Annotated in this window: 11 protein-coding genes; 4 read left to right on the forward strand and 7 right to left on the reverse strand. The window is 63.1% G+C overall.

The genetic code is table 11. The features are described 5' to 3' along the window. Window position 1: 1 nt before the first annotated feature. From rbbA to DD235_RS10785, 5 genes are all read right to left on the reverse strand, one after another. A complete protein-coding gene (rbbA, locus tag DD235_RS10765; RefSeq protein ID WP_109062086.1) occupies window positions 2-2,827 on the reverse strand; it encodes a ribosome-associated ATPase/putative transporter RbbA in 2,826 nt (941 codons plus the stop codon). Window positions 2,828-2,830: 3 nt separating this feature from the next. Continuing rightward, window positions 2,831-3,910: an HlyD family secretion protein gene (locus tag DD235_RS10770; RefSeq protein ID WP_109062087.1), complete on the reverse strand. Its 1,080-nt coding sequence runs from the start codon at window positions 3,908-3,910 to the stop codon at window positions 2,831-2,833. Between the two features lie 9 nt (window positions 3,911-3,919). Then, window positions 3,920-5,416, reverse strand: a complete 1,497-nt coding sequence (locus tag DD235_RS10775; RefSeq protein WP_109062088.1) for an efflux transporter outer membrane subunit — start codon at window positions 5,414-5,416, stop codon at window positions 3,920-3,922. A 166-nt stretch (window positions 5,417-5,582) separates the two neighbouring features. Then, the gene (gene ctlX, locus DD235_RS10780; protein WP_204524234.1) at window positions 5,583-6,542 is read right to left on the reverse strand and encodes a citrulline utilization hydrolase CtlX; all 960 of its coding nucleotides are present in this window, start codon (window positions 6,540-6,542) and stop codon (window positions 5,583-5,585) included. Between the two features lie 58 nt (window positions 6,543-6,600). Then, window positions 6,601-7,662, reverse strand: a complete 1,062-nt coding sequence (locus tag DD235_RS10785) for an ornithine cyclodeaminase (RefSeq protein WP_109062089.1) — start codon at window positions 7,660-7,662, stop codon at window positions 6,601-6,603. Window positions 7,663-7,826: 164 nt separating this feature from the next. Here DD235_RS10785 and DD235_RS10790 point away from each other — a divergent pair, with 164 nt between their 5' ends. The 3 genes from DD235_RS10790 to DD235_RS10800 all read left to right on the forward strand — a co-directional run bounded on the left by DD235_RS10790 (window position 7,827) and on the right by DD235_RS10800 (window position 11,053). Beyond that, window positions 7,827-8,249, forward strand: a complete 423-nt coding sequence (locus DD235_RS10790) for an Lrp/AsnC family transcriptional regulator (protein WP_109062090.1) — start codon at window positions 7,827-7,829, stop codon at window positions 8,247-8,249. A 179-nt stretch (window positions 8,250-8,428) separates the two neighbouring features. Further along, complete coding sequence (gene rocF / locus DD235_RS10795) at window positions 8,429-9,397, forward strand: arginase (protein WP_109062091.1); 969 nt, start codon at window positions 8,429-8,431, stop codon at window positions 9,395-9,397. Between the two features lie 90 nt (window positions 9,398-9,487). Beyond that, on the forward strand, window positions 9,488-11,053 hold the full coding sequence (locus DD235_RS10800; protein ID WP_109062283.1) for an amino acid permease: 1,566 nt from the start codon (window positions 9,488-9,490) through the stop codon (window positions 11,051-11,053). On the opposite strand, the gene DD235_RS10805 is transcribed toward DD235_RS10800, so the two are convergent. Further along, a complete protein-coding gene (locus DD235_RS10805) occupies window positions 11,013-11,498 on the reverse strand; it encodes an Lrp/AsnC ligand binding domain-containing protein (protein WP_109062092.1) in 486 nt (161 codons plus the stop codon). The genes DD235_RS10800 and DD235_RS10805 overlap by 41 nt on opposite strands. A gap of 114 nt (window positions 11,499-11,612) precedes the next feature. Between DD235_RS10805 and putA the strand changes: the two genes are divergently transcribed. After that, entirely contained in the window at window positions 11,613-15,383 is a 3,771-nt protein-coding gene (gene putA / locus DD235_RS10810; RefSeq protein WP_204524235.1) for a trifunctional transcriptional regulator/proline dehydrogenase/L-glutamate gamma-semialdehyde dehydrogenase, read from the forward strand. Window positions 15,384-15,432: 49 nt separating this feature from the next. Here putA and DD235_RS10815 read toward each other — a convergent pair whose 3' ends face one another. Then, the gene (locus tag DD235_RS10815) at window positions 15,433-16,866 is read right to left on the reverse strand and encodes a GGDEF domain-containing protein (RefSeq protein ID WP_109062094.1); all 1,434 of its coding nucleotides are present in this window, start codon (window positions 16,864-16,866) and stop codon (window positions 15,433-15,435) included. Between the last annotated feature and the right edge of the window lie 23 nt (window positions 16,867-16,889).

Here is a 16,889-nt window from a genome sequence, read left to right on the forward strand (position 1 = left end):
GTCAGGCATCCTGTTTCTTCAGGAACAGCACGGCCAGCCCCATGATGACGGGTATCGACACGAGCAGGGGCCAGAAGGTCGGCATCAGGTCGCCCAGCCCGAGCGCCTTGCTGAAGACGCCCCGACTGATGGTGAACATATGGGTGGCAGGGTAGATTTCGCCGATTAGGCGACCGGCTCCCGACAGCGAGGGCACCGGGTCGATCAGGCCGGCGAACTGGGTGGCCGGGATGATGGTGCCGATCATGGCGATGAATACGGCAGCCACCTGGCTGCGGGTGATGGCCGATGCCAGCAGGCCCATGCCGGTCGTGCAGATGCAGAAGACCAGGGCCGCCAGTGTCAGCGTGGCGAAACTGCCCTTGATAGGCACGCCAAAGACAGTCACGGCCAGCAGGGTCATCGAGAAGAAATTGACCATGGCCAGTGCCAGGTAGGGCAGTTGCTTGCCCAGCAGGAATTCGGTGCGCGTGACCGGCGTGACGTACAGGTTGACGATGGAACCCAGCTCTTTTTCGCGCACGACGCCGAGTGCGGCCAGCATGGCCGGCAGCATGAGCAGCAGCATCGGGATCACTGCCGGTACCATGGCCGGCAGGCTGCGCACGTCCGGGTTGTAACGGTAGCGTGTTTCGATAGAGGCGAGCGTGGTGACGGGGATACCGGACTGGCGGGCCTGGTCGGCCAGCCACAGCCGGTGCATGCCTTGTACATAGCCTTTGACGGTCTCGGCGCGTTGCGGCATGGCACCATCGACCCAGGCACCAACCTGTACCGACTCGCCGCGCTTGATGTCGCGCGCGAAGCCGGGCGGGATCTCTATGGCCAGTGTCAGCTCGCCGCTGCGCATGCGCCGGTCCAGATCGTCGTAGTCGCGGATCGGGGGCCGTTCGACGAAGTAGCGGGAGCCAGAGATGTTCAGCGTGTAGTTCTGGCTGAGCGTGGTCTGGTCGCGATCAAGCACGGCATAGCTGAGGTCTTCCACATCCAGGGTGATGCCGAAGCCGATCACGAACATCAGGATGATGGAACCGGCCAGTGCCAGTGTGGCGCGTACCGGGTCACGCCGCAGTTCCAGCGCTTCGCGCCAGCTGTAGGCCAGCAGGCGTTGCAGGCTGAAGCGGGGCGGCCGGTGCGTGGCCTCGGGTGTGAGGCCCGGCGTTGCGGACGTGGTGCAGGCTGGCGAAGTGAGGCTATCGGCAGTCGGTTGCGCGGTGGGTACGGCAAGTGCAGCGCTTGTCTGCGCAGGCTGGCGGTTGGGTGTGTTCTCTGTGTTGCCCTGGCTTTCACCGCTGGCTTCGAGCAGATAGCCGATGAAGGCCTCTTCCAGAGAGGCCGCACCGCGTTTCTCCACCAGCCGCGCCGGCGTGTCGCTGTCGAGCACCTTGCCGGCGTGCATCATCGACATGCGGTCGCAGCGCGCTGCCTCGTTCATGAAGTGGGTGGAAATGAAGATCGTGACCTTGTCACGGCGCGACAGTTCGACAAGCAGTCGCCAGAAGTTGTCGCGTGCCACCGGGTCGACACCCGAAGTCGGCTCGTCCAGAATCAGCAGTTCGGGGCGGTGCACCATGGCCACGGCCAGCGACAGGCGCTGGCGCATGCCCAACGGCAGGCTTTCCGGCAGGCTGTGGCGTACCTCGTCCAGGTCGAAGCGGCGGATCATGTCTTCGACGCGCGTCTCGATATCGGCCTCGGCAACATGGAACAGCCGGGCATGCAGGACCAGATTCTGCAGCACCGTCAGTTCGCCGTACAGCGAGAACGCCTGCGACATGTAGCCGACGCGACGACGCGTATCGAGATCGTGCGGGTCGACCTCGTGCCCGAACAGCCAGGCGCGGCCTTCGCTGGCGGGCAGCAGGCCGGTCAGCATTTTCATGGTGGTGGACTTGCCGCAGCCGTTGGACCCCAGGAAACCGAAAATCTCGCCGCGCCGGATACGGAAGCTGACGTGATCCACGGCCACGAACTTGCCGAACCGCATGGTCAGGTCCTGGGCCTCGATGGCGATATCTTCGTCATCAGCCGCCAGCGGGGGAATCTCGACGGGTCGGTAATCGCGGGTCTTGCTTTCGGGCAGCAGGCGGATGAACGCGCTCTCAAGCGACTGGCTGTCGGTTCGCGCAAGCAGCTCGGCGGGCGTGCCGGTCGCCAGCACTCGTCCTTCGTCCATGGCGACCAGCCAGTCGAAACGCTGTGCCTCGTCCATATAGGCAGTCGCCACGATCACACTCATGACCGGGCGCTGGCTCCGGATGCGGGCGATCAGATCCCAGAACTGGGCCCGTGCCAGTGGATCGACGCCGGTGGTGGGTTCATCGAGAATCAGCAGGTCAGGGTCGTGGATCAGTGCGCAGCACAGGCCGAGCTTTTGCTTCATGCCGCCCGACAATTTGCCGGCTGGCCTGTCCAGAAAAGGATGCAGGCCGGTGGCGCGGGTCAGGTCCTCGATGCGGCGTGTCTGCTCGGCAGCATCGTGACCGAACAGGCGTGCGAAAAAACGCAGGTTTTCTTCTACCGACAGCGTGGGATAGAGGTTCTTGCCCAGGCCCTGCGGCATGTAGGCGATGCGCGGGCAGACCGCTTCGCGATGGGCCCGGTCGGCCATGTCGCCGTCCAGTGCATGCACCGAGCCGGACTGTATGGCACGGGCACCGGCCACCAATGACAGCAGGCTGGACTTGCCTACGCCGTCCGGACCGATGATGCCGGTCATTCCGCCTGCCGGGATATCGAGATCAAGTCGGTCGAGCGCCAGCGTGTCACCGTAGCGCAGGCTGACGCCCTGCAGCCGGGCCACGCAGCGGTCGGGGGCGGCGCTCATGCCTTACTCCGGCACCCGCACGGCCAGTGAGTCGGGCCACTGGGCATCGGCATCCAGTTTGAGCCAGGCGACGCCGGGCAAGCCAGTCTTGACTTGGGCCAGGTGGCGACGCAGCAGGTCGGGATCGATCTGTGCCTTGACGCGGAACATCAGCTTCTGCCGTTCGCTGGCAGTTTCTACCGTTTTGGGTGTGAACTGCGCGGTACTGGAGACGAATGAAATTTTTGCCGGAATGACCAGGTGCGGCGCGGCGTCCAGCACCAGGCGTACGTCGGCACCCAGCGCAACCCTGCCGGCTGCCGTTTCGGGCAGGAAGAACGTCATGTAGACGTCGGACAGGTCAACCATGTTCAGCAATTTGCCTCCCGCACCCAGCACTTCGCCGGGCTGGGCCACACGGAATTGCACGCGGCCATCGCGGGGTGCCGTGAGTGTGCTGTCGGACAGGTCGGCATCGATGCGGGCCACGGTCGCCTGGGTGGCCTCGACCCTTGCCTGTGTGCCAGTCAATTGGGCGCGCGCCGCTTCGACGGCGGCCTGGGCGGCCACGACCTGGGCACGTGCTGCTGTGAGGGCGGCTTCGGCACCCCGTACGCGGGCGCGGTCATCATCCAGCTCCTGTTGCGAGGCGGCACCTTCGACGGCCAGCGTCTCGGATCGCGCCAGACGGCGGCGGGCGGCCTCGTGTTCGGCCTGACGCTGCGCGACTACGGCCTGCGCTGCCGCGACGTCGCTTTCACGCAGGGCAATCTGGGCCTGGGCGGCGGCCACGGATTGCAGGGCTTCCTGCTGGCCGGCCACGGCCTCGTTGCGCTGTGCCTGCAGGGTGTCGATCTGCATCTGCGCCAGTGTCTGGCCCGCCTGCACGAAATCCCCCTCGTTGACCGTGATGTCCGAGACCCGTCCGGGCAGCTTGGTGGCAATGTCGATCTCGGTCGCTTCGATGCGGCCGTTGCCGCTCACAAAGCCTGAGCCGGGGCCGTCGTCGGCCAGGTATTGCCAGCCAAGTACGGCGGCCAGCGCCACCGCGACGATGGCAGCGCCGATGATGAGGTTCTTTTTCTGGGAGGCGGAAATGGCCATGGCAAGATCTCAGGGCGTAACGGTGGAGGTCGGGGTGGTATCAGGGGTGACGCTGGCCGGCTGTGCAGTGGCGGCATCGCCGCCGAGTGCGGCGTAGAGTGTGACATGGCTGTCGAGCAGGCTGCTGCGGACCTGTGCCAATTGCTGCTGGGCGGTCAGCAGATCGCGTTGGGCGTCCAGTACTTCAAGATAGGATGCTGCTCCGCGGTCATAGCGCAACTGCGCCAGATGCGCGCGCCGGGTCTGGACTTCCAGGGCCTCACGCTGGATGGCCAGGCGTTCTGCCAGCCACTGATGGGCCGACAGGGCATCGGCCACTTCCCTGAACGCGGTTTGAATGGTCTTCTCGTACTGGGCGACGGCAATATCGCTGCGGACTTCGGCCAGATCGAGATTGGCCCGCAGGCGGCCGCCGTCGAAGATTGGCAGCGAAATGGTCGGCAGGAATGACCAGGCCCGGCTGCCGGCATCGAAGAGGCCATCGAGTTCTGCGCTGGCGGTGCCCCAGTTGCCGGTCAGCGAGATGCGTGGCAGGAAGGCCGCGCGCGCTGCGCCGATATTGGCTTGCGCGGCCGACAGGCGCTGCTCGGCGGCCATGATGTCGGGACGTCGCAGCAGCAGGTCGGCCGGCAGGCCGGCACGGATCGGTGGGAATACCAGGGCATCGTCCCAGCGTACCGGCGCGGTCAGGGCCGGATCGGCCGGCGCGCCCAGCAACAATGTCAGCGCGTGTGCCTGGGCGGCGCGGGCCTGCTCCAACTCGGCACTCAGGGCGCGGGCCTGGATCAGCAGGGTCTCGACCTGTGTCAGATCGAGGGCAGAGGCAGCCCCGACATCGTTGCGGCGCTTGAAAATGCGGTAGGACTGTTCGCGGCTGGTTGCCGTCTCGTGCGCCAGTGCGGCGCGTTCATCAAGATCACGCAATCCCAGCCAGGCGTGGGCAATCTCGGTGATCAGGCTCAACTGCACGGCGCGCTGGGTGGTTTCGGTGGCGAGGTATTCGGCCAGGGCCGCATCGCTCAGACTGCGCACCCGGCCCCACAGATCGATTTCCCAACTGTTCAGGCCGACATAGGCTTCGTAGTTGCCTCCCACGACCGACTGACCGCTCGGGTTCAGATCGCCTGGCGTACGGGCGCGGCCGCCCTGTCCTCCGACTGAAACACCGGGATAGAGGTCGGCGCGCTGAATTCCGTAGGCTGCGCGTGCCTCTTCGATACGCAACACGGCAATGCGCAGATCACGGTTGCTGTCGAGTGCAATATCGATCAGTTGCCGCAGGGTAGGATCGGTGAAGTAATCCTGCCAGGCCGGCAGGGCAGTGCCCTGTCCGGCAGCCGCTGTTATGGCTGCCTGGCCAGTATCTGCGGGCCAGGTGTTCGATACCGGCAATGGCGGCCGGGGGGTATCGGGTACCAGTGGCGTGCAGCCTGCCAGAAGCAGAGCCAGCAGAGCCGGCATCAGCCTTCCTGATGCGGTCGGGTGCGGCAGCGGATCATCCGTCATGTGGCGTATCCCAGGGCAGAAAACGAAGCCCGGGCACCATCGAGGCGCGGGGCAGCCTGCCGGTTGTCATGTCGGCGGGCAGAGACCGCAGGCATGGCGACTGGCCTGATACCATTGTACACATTTGGGCTGCCTCGCCCTGCTGGGACGGGCCGCTCGGGGGGGCTCAGGCCTGGGGGCCCTGATGCCGTGCCGACAGATGAATGCCGGCAATCATGCAACGAACTGATCCCCCTGCCATTTCGATGGTGGAGACATCCAGCGGCAAGAGGCGTGCCGATCGCTCGATGCGCCGAAACTGATCCGGCGTGAGGCTGTCGTAGGCACGCTGCGACAGCGCCAGCACGCGCCCGTCGCGGCCCGACAGTTCGATGGCATTGCCGGCGAACTCCTTGATCTGTGCAGTGTCGAGCGCAATCACATCACGCCCTGACTCGGTCAGCCGGTCACGTACCTCTCCAGCTCTGGCCGGATCGGTGAACGTGTCGAAGCCCACCAGGGCAAACTCGGTCGCCACGCACATCAGGACGTTGGTGTGGTAAATGGGGCGACCCGCTTCGTCGGCCGTATCGAATGCCATGGGTTCGAAATTGAAATGGGTGCTGAAGCGTTCCAGCGTGATCGGGTCCGCCCGGTTGGAACGGGCCGTATAGGCCACGCGGGCCAGATGGTCGAAGACCATGGCACCCGTGCCTTCAAGAAACAACCCGTCGGCCTCCAGGCCCGAATAGTCGATCACATCCTGGACACGGTATTCGCGCTTGAGCATTTCAATGATGTCGGCGCGCCGTTCCCGGCGGCGGCTTGGCGAGTACATGGGGTAAATGGCGATATGCCCGCCCGGATGGGTGGAAAACCAGTTGTTTGGGAATACGGAGTCGGGCGTGTCGTTTTCTCCGGTGTCCTCGAACAGGTGAACGCGGATGCCTTCGGCCTGCAGGCGTTGTGCCGCCGCGGTGACTTCCTCCCAGGCGGCGCGGGCCACTGCCTGTGCTGCCCGCTGTGCGGCGCTGCTCTGGAATGTATTGTCCGCTGCGGTTTCCGGATTGGGTGTGAAGGCATGCGGACGGATCATCACCACGGCCGATGGGGCCTGTATGGAACGCGTATGAGTCGATGTGTTCATGTGGGCATCAAAAAGGCCGCCCGGCAGGCGGCATGAAGTCAGGTGCTGAGCAGGCCGGTCATGCGGCGTGGCGCAGTCGCTGGCGGTTGCGCGCGCTGCGGGTGAAGCGGAAGAGATCCTTGGGATCGTGGTCGTGGTCGCCGCCCCAGGGCACCAGTTCGACGGACTGCCCCATGTTGCGGGCCTCGGCCTGTTCGTTGACGTAGCGCAGCACGGCGTAGTCTTCCAGGGCGAAGCCGACCGAATCGAAGATGGTGATTTCGCCTGCCTCGCGGCGTCCGGGTGCGGAGCCTGCCAGGACCTGCCAGAGGTGTTCGACGGGGAAGTCGGCCGGCAGTTGCTGGATATCGCCTTCGATGCGGGTCTGCGGCTCGTACTCGACGAAGACGCGTCCGGCGCGCAGCACGTCGGCATGCAGCTCGGTCTTGCCGGGACAGTCGCCGCCGACGCCATTGATGTGCATGCCGGGTTCGATCATGTCGGGGGTGAGGATGGTGGCATAGGCCTTGTCGGCGGTGACGGTGGTGACGATGTCGGCACCGCGCACGGCCTCGGCGGTGGAACTGGCGCGGATGATGTTGAGGTCGGAGTACTCGGCCAGGTTGCGGATCAGTTTGTCGGTGGCGGCAGGGTCGATGTCATAGGCGACGATCTCGCGGATGCCGAGATGCCTGTGGAAGGCCAGCGCTTGGAACTCGCTCTGTGCGCCATTGCCGATGAGTGCCATGCGGCGGGAGTCGGGGCGTGCCAGTGCGCGGGCGGCCATCAGCGAGGTGGCGGCAGTGCGCAGGGCGGTGGCGACGGTGAGTTCGGAGAGCAGGACGGGGTAGCCGGTCTGGACGTCGGCGAGGACGCCGAAGGCCATGACGGTATGCAGGCCGCGAGCGGTATTGCTGGGGTGGCCATTGACGTACTTGAAAGCGTAGCGGCTGGCGTTGGAGACGGGCATGAGTTCGATGACGCCGATCTCGGAGTGGTTGGCGACGCGGGCGGACTTGTCGAATTCGGGCCATCGGATGAAGTCGGCCTGTACGGTGTCGGCGAGTTCGCCGAGGAATGTGTCCACGCCGATGGTTTCGACCAGTTCGGACATGGTGGGTACGTCTATGAAGCGCGTCATGGGTGTCTCCTGATGGATGTTGTCTGTAGCCAATGAAATGCCTGGACAGAGTCATTATCGAAGTCCTTGTCGCCATAATGAAGATCTCAATCTGTCATAAATATCGATGGTATTGGCAGATTGTTTTGTATGATTGCCATTTTGTTTTGTCTGTTGGGAAAATCATGGACGATACCGACCGCGAACTGATTTCGATCCTGCGGGATAACGCCCGTACACCGGTAGTGGCGCTGGCCAAGCGCCTGAGAGTGGCCAGGGCGACGGTACAGAACCGGATCGCCCGGCTGGAACGGGAAGGCGTGATCGTGGGCTATACCGTCCGGCTGCGGCCGGATGCGATGGAGCATGGCATCCGGGCCATGACTAGCATCGAGATCAGCGGACACCATGCCGACGAGGTCATGCGGGCATTGCGTGGTCATCCCAACGTGACGGCCATCCACTCTACCAATGGCCGCTGGGACATGATGGCGGAGCTGCGCACGGATACGCTGGAAAGCTTCGACAAGGTGCTGAACTCGATACGCTCGATTCCGCATATCGCCAATACGGAAACCAGCATCCTGCTGTCGACTTACAAGGTCTGATCCGGACGCATGCCAACCTTCTTTTTGCGGTGGGCGTGCGCCCCTGTTTTGGACAGATTGTTTTTGATGATCGGCGATATGCAAGCATATCTTGTTAAAAAGTCATATTGTTCCGTTCAAATTGGCAGGCTATTGGGAAAAAATAGCCTCTCCATTCCGTTCAAGAAAAGGAACACGGCATGACTTCCCTGCTTTTCCATCCTCCCGCCACCCTGATCGGGGTGCCGACCGATGTCGGCGCCGGCCGGCTGGGTGCGGCCATGGGGCCGGATGCCCTGCGCGTGGCCCAGCTTGGGCCGGCATTGCAGCGCCTGGGCATGGATGTCCTGGATATCGGCAACCTGTCGGGGCCACCCAATCCGCGTAGCGAACGCGATCCTGCAGCCGAGGGGCTGCGCAATCTGCCGGAGTGCATTGCCTGGAACCAACTGGCGCACGATGCCGTCCTGGCCCAGCTCGGGCTGGGGCGCATTCCGATCATGCTGGGGGGCGACCATACGCTGGCCACCGGCTCGATCAGTGCGGTAGCACGTCATTGCCGTGCCGTGGGCAAGCGGCTGCGCGTGCTTTGGCTCGATGCACATTCGGATTGCAATATCCCGGAGATCTCGCCCAGCGGCAATGTACACGGTATTCCTGTCGCCAGCCTGTGCGGGCTGGGGCCAGTCGAGCTGGCAAGTATGTCGGGCAGTGTGCCGGCGCTGGAGGCCGCCGATATCCGCCAGGTCGGACAACGTAGCGTCGATGATGGTGAGAAGCGCATGGTGCGCCAGCTCGGGCTGGAGGTCTATGACATGCGCAGCATCGACGAACTCGGCATGAAGGAGGTCATGCATCGGGTGCTGTCGGGCATCGAGGGTGAGGAGAACCGCGATGTGCACCTGCACGTGAGTTTCGATGTCGATTTTCTCGACCCGGAAATCGCCCCTGGCACGGGCACGACCGTGCGCGGCGGGCCCAGTTATCGCGAAGCACAGCTGTGCATGGAGATGATTGCGGATTCCGGGCGGTTGTCCTCGCTGGACATTGTCGAGCTGAATCCTGCTCTCGATATCCGCAACCAGACTGCCGAACTGGTGGTGGATCTGGTCGAGAGCCTTTTCGGCAAGAGCACGCTGGTCAGGACACGGGATCGGGGCGGTCGATGACTTCCTTGCGCTAACGCCATAACGGGGCCGTCCTTCCGGAGACAAAAGGCACGGACCTCTTAAAATATGCAGGCGATGATGAAAAACAAGATGCAAACAGAATGCAGGACGGCCGCTGCCCGGCCGACGACAAACCCAGGTGTGGTGGATGACCCGGCCGAGGCCCCACACCTGCAACGCAACCTCAAGGCGCGCCACCTGACAATGATCGCGATCGGTGGTGCCATCGGCACCGGGCTGTTCGTGGCGTCGGGCGCGGCGATCGCGCAGGTCGGGCCGGGTGGGGCGCTGCTGTCCTACCTGGTGATTGGTGTGATGGTTTATTTCATCATGACCAGCCTGGGAGAGCTGGCTGCCATCATGCCGGTATCCGGCTCGTTCGCGACCTATGGTGCGCGTTATGTGGAGGAAGGTTTCGGCTTCGCCCTGGGCTGGAATTTCTGGTACTCGTGGGCGATCACGGTGGCAGTCGATCTGGTGGCGGCGCAACTGGTCATGGCCTACTGGCTGCCGGAGGTGCCGGGGATCGTCTGGAGCGCCCTGTTCCTGGGGCTGATGTTCGGCCTCAATGCAATCTCGGTCAAAGGGTTTGGAGAAAGCGAGTTCTGGTTCTCCATGATCAAGGTGGTGGCGGTGATCGTGTTCATCATCACGGGCGTGGCCATGCTGGCCGGTATCGTGCGTGGCGGCGAAGGCGGTGGCATCGGCCTGTGGAGCGTAGGGGAGGCACCCTTCGTCGGCAATTTTGCGACACTGCTCGGCGTCGCCATGATCGTCGCCTTTTCTTTTCAGGGCACGGAACTGATCGGCATCGCAGCCGGTGAATCAGAAAATCCCCGGGTCAATGTACCCAAGGCGGCCAAGCAGGTGTTCTGGCGCATCCTGCTGTTCTATGTCCTGGCCATCCTGGTGATCAGCCTGCTGATTCCCTACACCGATCCACAACTGTTGCGCAACGATGTCGCCGATATCAGCGTCAGCCCATTCACGCTGGTGTTCGAACGGGCTGGCTTGCTGTCGGCGGCGGCGGTCATGAATGCCGTGATCCTGACTTCGGTGCTGTCAGCGGGCAACTCGGGCATGTACGCAGCCACGCGCATGCTGTTCAACCTGGCCGTGGAGGGCAAGGCCCCCAGGCTGCTGGCACGCCTGACCCGCAATGGCGTGCCGCTGCATGCCCTGCTGGCGACCACGGCACTGGCGGCACTGTGTTTCGTCAGTTCCATCTTCAGCCCCAAGGAAGTCTATATCTGGCTGCTGAACATGGCAGGCATGACGGAGTTCATCGCCTGGCTCAGCATTTCACTCAGCCATTACCGCTTCCGCAAGGGTTATGTCATGCATGGCTATGACGTCAACGACTTGCCCTACCGGGCCGGGCTGTTTCCATTCGGCCCGATCTTTGCCTTCGTGCTGTGCCTGATCATTACGCTGGGGCAGAACTACCAGGCCTTTCTGCAGGACCGCATCGACTGGGGTGGGGCGATTGCGACCTATGTCGGCATTCCCCTGTTCCTGCTGATCTGGTTCGGCTATCGGCTGAAACGCAAGAGCCGCTTCGTGCGGTATGCCGACATGACCTTTCCCGAGGCAGAGGCCGATCTGCGCCAGCGTCTCAGCGCGCCTGCCTCAGGTCCAGGGCCATCGAGTTCTTGACTTCCTCCATCACGGCGAAAGTTCGTGTTTCGCGCACGCCGGGCAACTGCCACAGCACCCGCCCGGCAAAGTCGCGATAGGCGTCCATGTCGTCATGGCGGGTCTTGAGCAGATAGTCGAAACCGCCGGCCACCATGTGGCACTCCATGATCTCGCGGCGATCCTGCACTGCCAGCTTGAACTGGTCGAACACATTCGGCGTGGTGCGATCGAGCAGCACTTCGACGAACACCAGCAGGCCGGCCTTGAGCTTGCGCGGGTTGAGCCGTGCCTCGTAGCCGAGGATGTAGTCCTCGCGCGTCAGGCGCTGCACGCGGGCCAGTACGGCGGTGGGTGAAAGCGCTACGGCTTCGGCCAGCTTGGTGTTGGGAATGCGCCCGTCTTTCTGCAGCAGCTCGAGGATGCGCAGGTCGATCTTGTCCAGGGTGTATACGTCGTCCGCCATGATGAATTTCTCACTATTTTTGTATGAAAATATAGTGAGAAATATAAAACACTTTGCTCGATAATTCGCGATCATGAGGCAGACGTTGCCTTTTTATTGACGATGGATCAATTCATGCTCAACCCGACTCCTCTTTCTCCCGCACAGCAGCAGCCGGCTGGTGCAGGCGTTTTCGATGATGTGACTCCCCTGGTGCCGCAGTCGGCGCTGCGTGCCGCGATCACGCGTGCCTGGCGCCGTCCCGAGACGGAGGCCGTGCCCTGGTTGCTGGAGCAGGCACGGCTGCCGGCCGATGTGGCCGAACGGGCCCAGGCATTGGCCCTGCGCGTGGCGCAGGCGCTGCGCCAGCGCAAGACGGCCTCGGGCAAGGCAGGGCTGGTGCAGGGGTTGTTGCAGGAATTCGCCCTGTCGTCGCAGGAGGGGATCGCCCTGATGTGCCTGGCCGAAGCGCTGCTGCGCATTCCCGACCGGGCCACACGCGATGCATTGATCCGCGACAAGATCAGCCATGGCAACTGGAAAGAGCACGTCGGCCAGAGTCCGTCGATGTTCGTCAACGCGGCGGCCTGGGGGTTGATGCTGACCGGCAAGCTGGTCGCCACCCACAGCGAGCAGGGGCTGAGTGCCTCGCTGGGTCGTCTGATCGCCCGTGGTGGCGAACCGCTGATCCGCAAGGGCGTGGACATGGCCATGCGCATGATGGGTGAACAGTTCGTGACCGGCGAGAACATGCCCGAGGCATTGCGCCACGCGCAGTCGCTGGAGGCGCAGGGTTTCCGCTATTCGTATGACATGCTGGGCGAGGCCGCCCTGACCGCTGCCGATGCGCAGCGCTACTACAACGACTACGAGCAGGCCATCCATGCCATCGGCAAGGCCTCCAATGGCCGGGGGGTCTATGAAGGCCCCGGCATTTCGATCAAGTTGTCGGCGCTGCATCCACGCTACAGCCGTGCCCAGGTCGAGCGCGTGCAGAATGAACTGTATCCGGTGGTTCTGAAGCTGGCGCGGCTGTCCAAGCAATACGATATCGGCCTGAACATCGATGCCGAGGAAGCCGATCGCCTCGAAATCTCGCTCGATCTGCTTGAGCGCCTGTGCTTCGAACCCGATCTCAAGGGCTGGAAAGGCATCGGTTTCGTGATCCAGGCCTACCAGAAGCGCTGCCCGTTCGTGATCGATTATGTGATCGACCTGGCCCGCCGCAGCGGCCAACGGCTGATGATTCGCCTGGTCAAGGGAGCCTACTGGGACAGCGAGATCAAGCGTGCCCAGCTCGACGGCATGGACGGTTATCCGGTCTACACCCGCAAGCCCTATACGGATCTGTCCTATGTGGCCTGCGCCCGCAAGCTGCTGGCCGTGCCGGAGCTGATCTATCCGCAGTTTGCCACCCACAACGCCCAGACACTGGCCACGATTTACGAACTGGCGGGCCCGTCGAGCTACTACAGTGGGCAATTCGAGTTCCAGTGCCTGCATGGCATGGGCGAGCCGCTGTACGAGCAGGTAGTCGGCCCGGTAGCCGAAGGCAAGCTGGGACGACCCTGCCGCATCTACGCACCGGTCGGCACGCACGAAACGCTGCTGGCCTACCTGGTGCGTCGCCTGCTGGAAAACGGTGCAAACACCTCCTTCGTCAACCGCATTGCCGATCAGGACATTGCTCTGGAAGATCTGGTGCAGGACCCCGTGTCACTGATCGAGGCCATGGGCCGCGAAGAAGGCCGGATCGGTCTGCCGCACAAGGGCATCCCGCTGCCGGTCGATCTGTACGGTACGGCACGTGTCAATTCCGGCGGCCTGGACCTGGCCAATGACCAACAATTGGAAGCCCTGATCGGTACGCTGCGCCAGGCGGCCACGGCGACGCTGGCCATCGGTCCGATGATCGCGGTTGAAGAGGTGCCGGGCGAGCAGCAGCCCGAACCGGTGCTGAACCCGGCAGACCATGCCGATCAGGTCGGGACGGCACGCAAGACCAGTCCGCAGGAAGCCGATGCGGCCTTGCAGGCCGCCGCCGACTTTTTCCCGCAATGGGCGGCCGTGTCGCCGTCCGAGCGTGCCGCCATGCTGGAGCGTGCCGCCGACCAGATGGAAGCCGAACTGCAGCCGCTGATGGGTATCCTGGTGCGCGAAGCGGGCAAGACCTACGCCAACGCGATTGCCGAGGTGCGTGAGGCGGTCGATTTCCTGCGTTATTACGCTGCACAGGCGCGCAGCCAGTTCGACAATGAATCGCACCGGCCATTGGGCCCGGTGGTCTGCATCAGCCCGTGGAACTTCCCGCTGGCGATTTTCACGGGTCAGGTGGCGGCGGCCCTGGTGGCCGGCAATACCGTGCTGGCCAAGCCGTCCGAACAGACGCCGCTGATTGCTGCGCAGGCCGTGCGTATCCTTTGGCAGGCGGGTGTTCCCAAGGCGGCCGTGCAGTTGCTGCCGGGGCGTGGCCGCGTGCTGGGTGCGCAATTGATTGGCGATGCTCGCGTGCAGGGTGTGATGTTTACCGGTTCGACCGAAGTGGCGCGTGGCCTGCAGCAGACGCTGGCGCAGCGCCTGGGCGCACATGGTCAGCCGGTGCCGCTGATTGCCGAAACCGGTGGCCAGAACGCCATGATCGTGGACTCGTCGGCGCTGACCGAGCAGGTCGTTCAGGATGTACTGGTTTCGGCCTTTGACAGCGCCGGCCAGCGTTGCTCGGCATTGCGTGTGCTGTGCGTCCAGGAAGATGCCGCCGACCGTGTACTGACCATGCTCAAGGGAGCCATGGAAGAGTTGCGCCTGGGTAATCCGGTGCAGCTTGCCAATGATATCGGTCCGGTCATCGATGCACGCGCACAGCGGACCATCGACGAGCACGTCGCGCAACTGCGCGCCAAGGGCCGCAAGGTGCACCAGTTGTCGCTGGGCGGCGAGGTTGCCCGCAAGCCGGTGATGGCGGGTGGTACCTATGTGCCGCCGACCCTGATCGAACTGCCCGACCTGTCCGACCTGACGCGGGAAGTATTTGGGCCGGTGCTGCACTTCGTGCGCTATCGCCGCGACCAGCTCGACAGCATCCTGAAGCAGATTCGCGAGACCGGCTATGGCCTGACCATGGGCCTGCATACCCGTATCGATGAAACCATCGAGCATGTGGTGGGGGCAGCCCACGTGGGTAACCTGTATGTCAATCGCAATACGGTGGGGGCCGTGGTGGGCGTGCAGCCCTTCGGTGGCGAAGGACTGTCGGGCACGGGTCCCAAGGCGGGCGGTCCGCTGTATCTGTACCGTCTGCTGGCGCAGCGTCCCGATGCCGTGCTGTCCAGGCCGTTCAACACCGGTGCGTCCGAGACCACGCTGGCGACCGATGGGGCCGCACAGGCACTGGCGCAGTGGCTGCACCAGCATCCTGAGCTGACACCTGCCCAGGTGCCCATGCCGTTCTTCAGCGGTGGCAGCTATGTGCTGACCGGCCCGACCGGCGAGCGCAACGTCTATACGGTGTTGCCGCGTACGGCCGTGTTCGGCGTGGCGACCGATGACCATGACCGGATCGCGCAACTGGCCGCCGTATTGGCGGTGGGCAGCCGCATGGTGTGGGACAGCCGTGATGTGGCGGCACGTGCCCTGTTGCAGCGTCTGCCGGAAGGGGTTCGCGCCCGCGTGACGCTGACCGACGACCCGTCGCGTGCCGAGTTCGATGCCGTCCTGCATCATGGTGATACCGAGTCGCTGCAGCGCTTGCAGGCAGAGATTGCACAACGCGAAGGCGTCATCGTCGGGATCGTTCATCTGCAGCCGGGTGATGCGGCTGTGCCGCTCGAGCGCCTGGTGATCGAGCGTGCCCTCAGCGTCAACACAGCGGCAGCCGGTGGCAATGCCAGCCTGATGACGATGGCGTGATGGTTGTGATGTAGCGAGTCCGGGCTGCCCTGTGCGGTGGCTCGGACCGCTATGACGATGGTGCTGCCGGACTGGCAGAAAGCTCGGGCAGATAGTTCATCTCGACAATGGCCTTGTTCTTGCCGGTCTGCTTGGCCTGATAAAGCAGGCCATCGGCAAAGACGATGGCCTGTTCGAAATGGCCGGCCTCGAATTTGGAAATGAAAACACTGCCCATGCTGACCGTGAAGGGTATCGGGTCGTCGTTTTCCATCAAAGGCTGTTCCCGGATGGCTTTGATGATCCGCTGGCAGGTTTCAGGAAATGAGGCTGGTGGAATATCTGGAAAAATCACCACAAACTCCTCGCCGCCCCAGCGCGCCGGCAGGTCCTGGCTGCGCACCCTGTGTCGCAGGATCTCTGAAAGTTTCATGAGTACCCGATCGCCGACATCGTGTCCGTAACGGTCGTTGATGGCTTTGAAATTGTCGACATCCAGGATGGCAATGCCGAGATTCTGCCTGCCGGAATGGCGGCTGATGGCCTGCAGGAGTGCCCGCCGGTTACAGAGCCGTGTCAGCGGATCGGTGTTGGCCTTTGCCTTGATATGCGCCATCAGTTGCCGGTTGCGATTCATCAGTTCCGCCATGACGATGATCAGGATGGCGGTCATGGCAAAGTCGAACCGGTTGGAAAAGATCTCGTGGAACAGGGCGTTGCCCTGGCGATAGTCGTAGACAGTGATATAGAAGTGAATCCGGCTTGCTGCTGCCAGCAGCATGAAGCCACCGGTAATGAGGATGGTCCATGTAAAGCCCAGGTGGATCAGCGCAATGAGACTGGGCAGGACCAGGATGGTGACCAGGCTGAGCCAGTCCGAAAACACCATGAGCACCTGCGCGCAGACCAGCACAACAATCAGCAGCAGCATGGGTATGCGGGGTGGATGGGCACGGATGCTGCGCTTGTGTGACAGTATCCCGTACAGGAGCATCGAGATGATGAGACCGGAGAAAATCTGCTCGCTGGTCCAGTCGATGGTGACAAAACCGGGAGTGCCCAGGGGAATCAGTCCGGTCAGGAATGTGCCGGCAATAATGCCCTGGGTGATGGCAGTCAGCGTGATGGGCATGACCAGCAGGATGCTGCGCATGTAGGTTCTGTAATGGCGGCGATGCCGGAGTACAAGTTGTGTATATAGAGCGTAGAGCGGGATACTCAGCGTGTCGACCAGACAGGCATAGAGTTGTTGCAGTGCCGTCATGTGCTGTTGTACCAGCAGCGATGCCGTGTAGTGTCCGCTGAAGTACAACAGCATGAAGAGGCCCAGCCGCGATGTACGGTCATGCATGCATCGGCTGCGCCAGTGCATGGCGAGCATGGCGGCCAGGGCGTTGCCCGGCCAGAAAAATATCAGTCCTGCCGAGGACTGTCCAAGTTGCGCAGCGTAATTGACCAGTGCGCAGATAAGGGTATAGGCAACCAGTCGCGGAATGATATGCACGGGGCAATTCCTGTTCGAGGTCC

It is taken from the genome of Corticimicrobacter populi (assembly GCF_003123725.1).
GTDB lineage: Bacteria > Pseudomonadota > Gammaproteobacteria > Burkholderiales > Burkholderiaceae_B > Corticimicrobacter > Corticimicrobacter populi.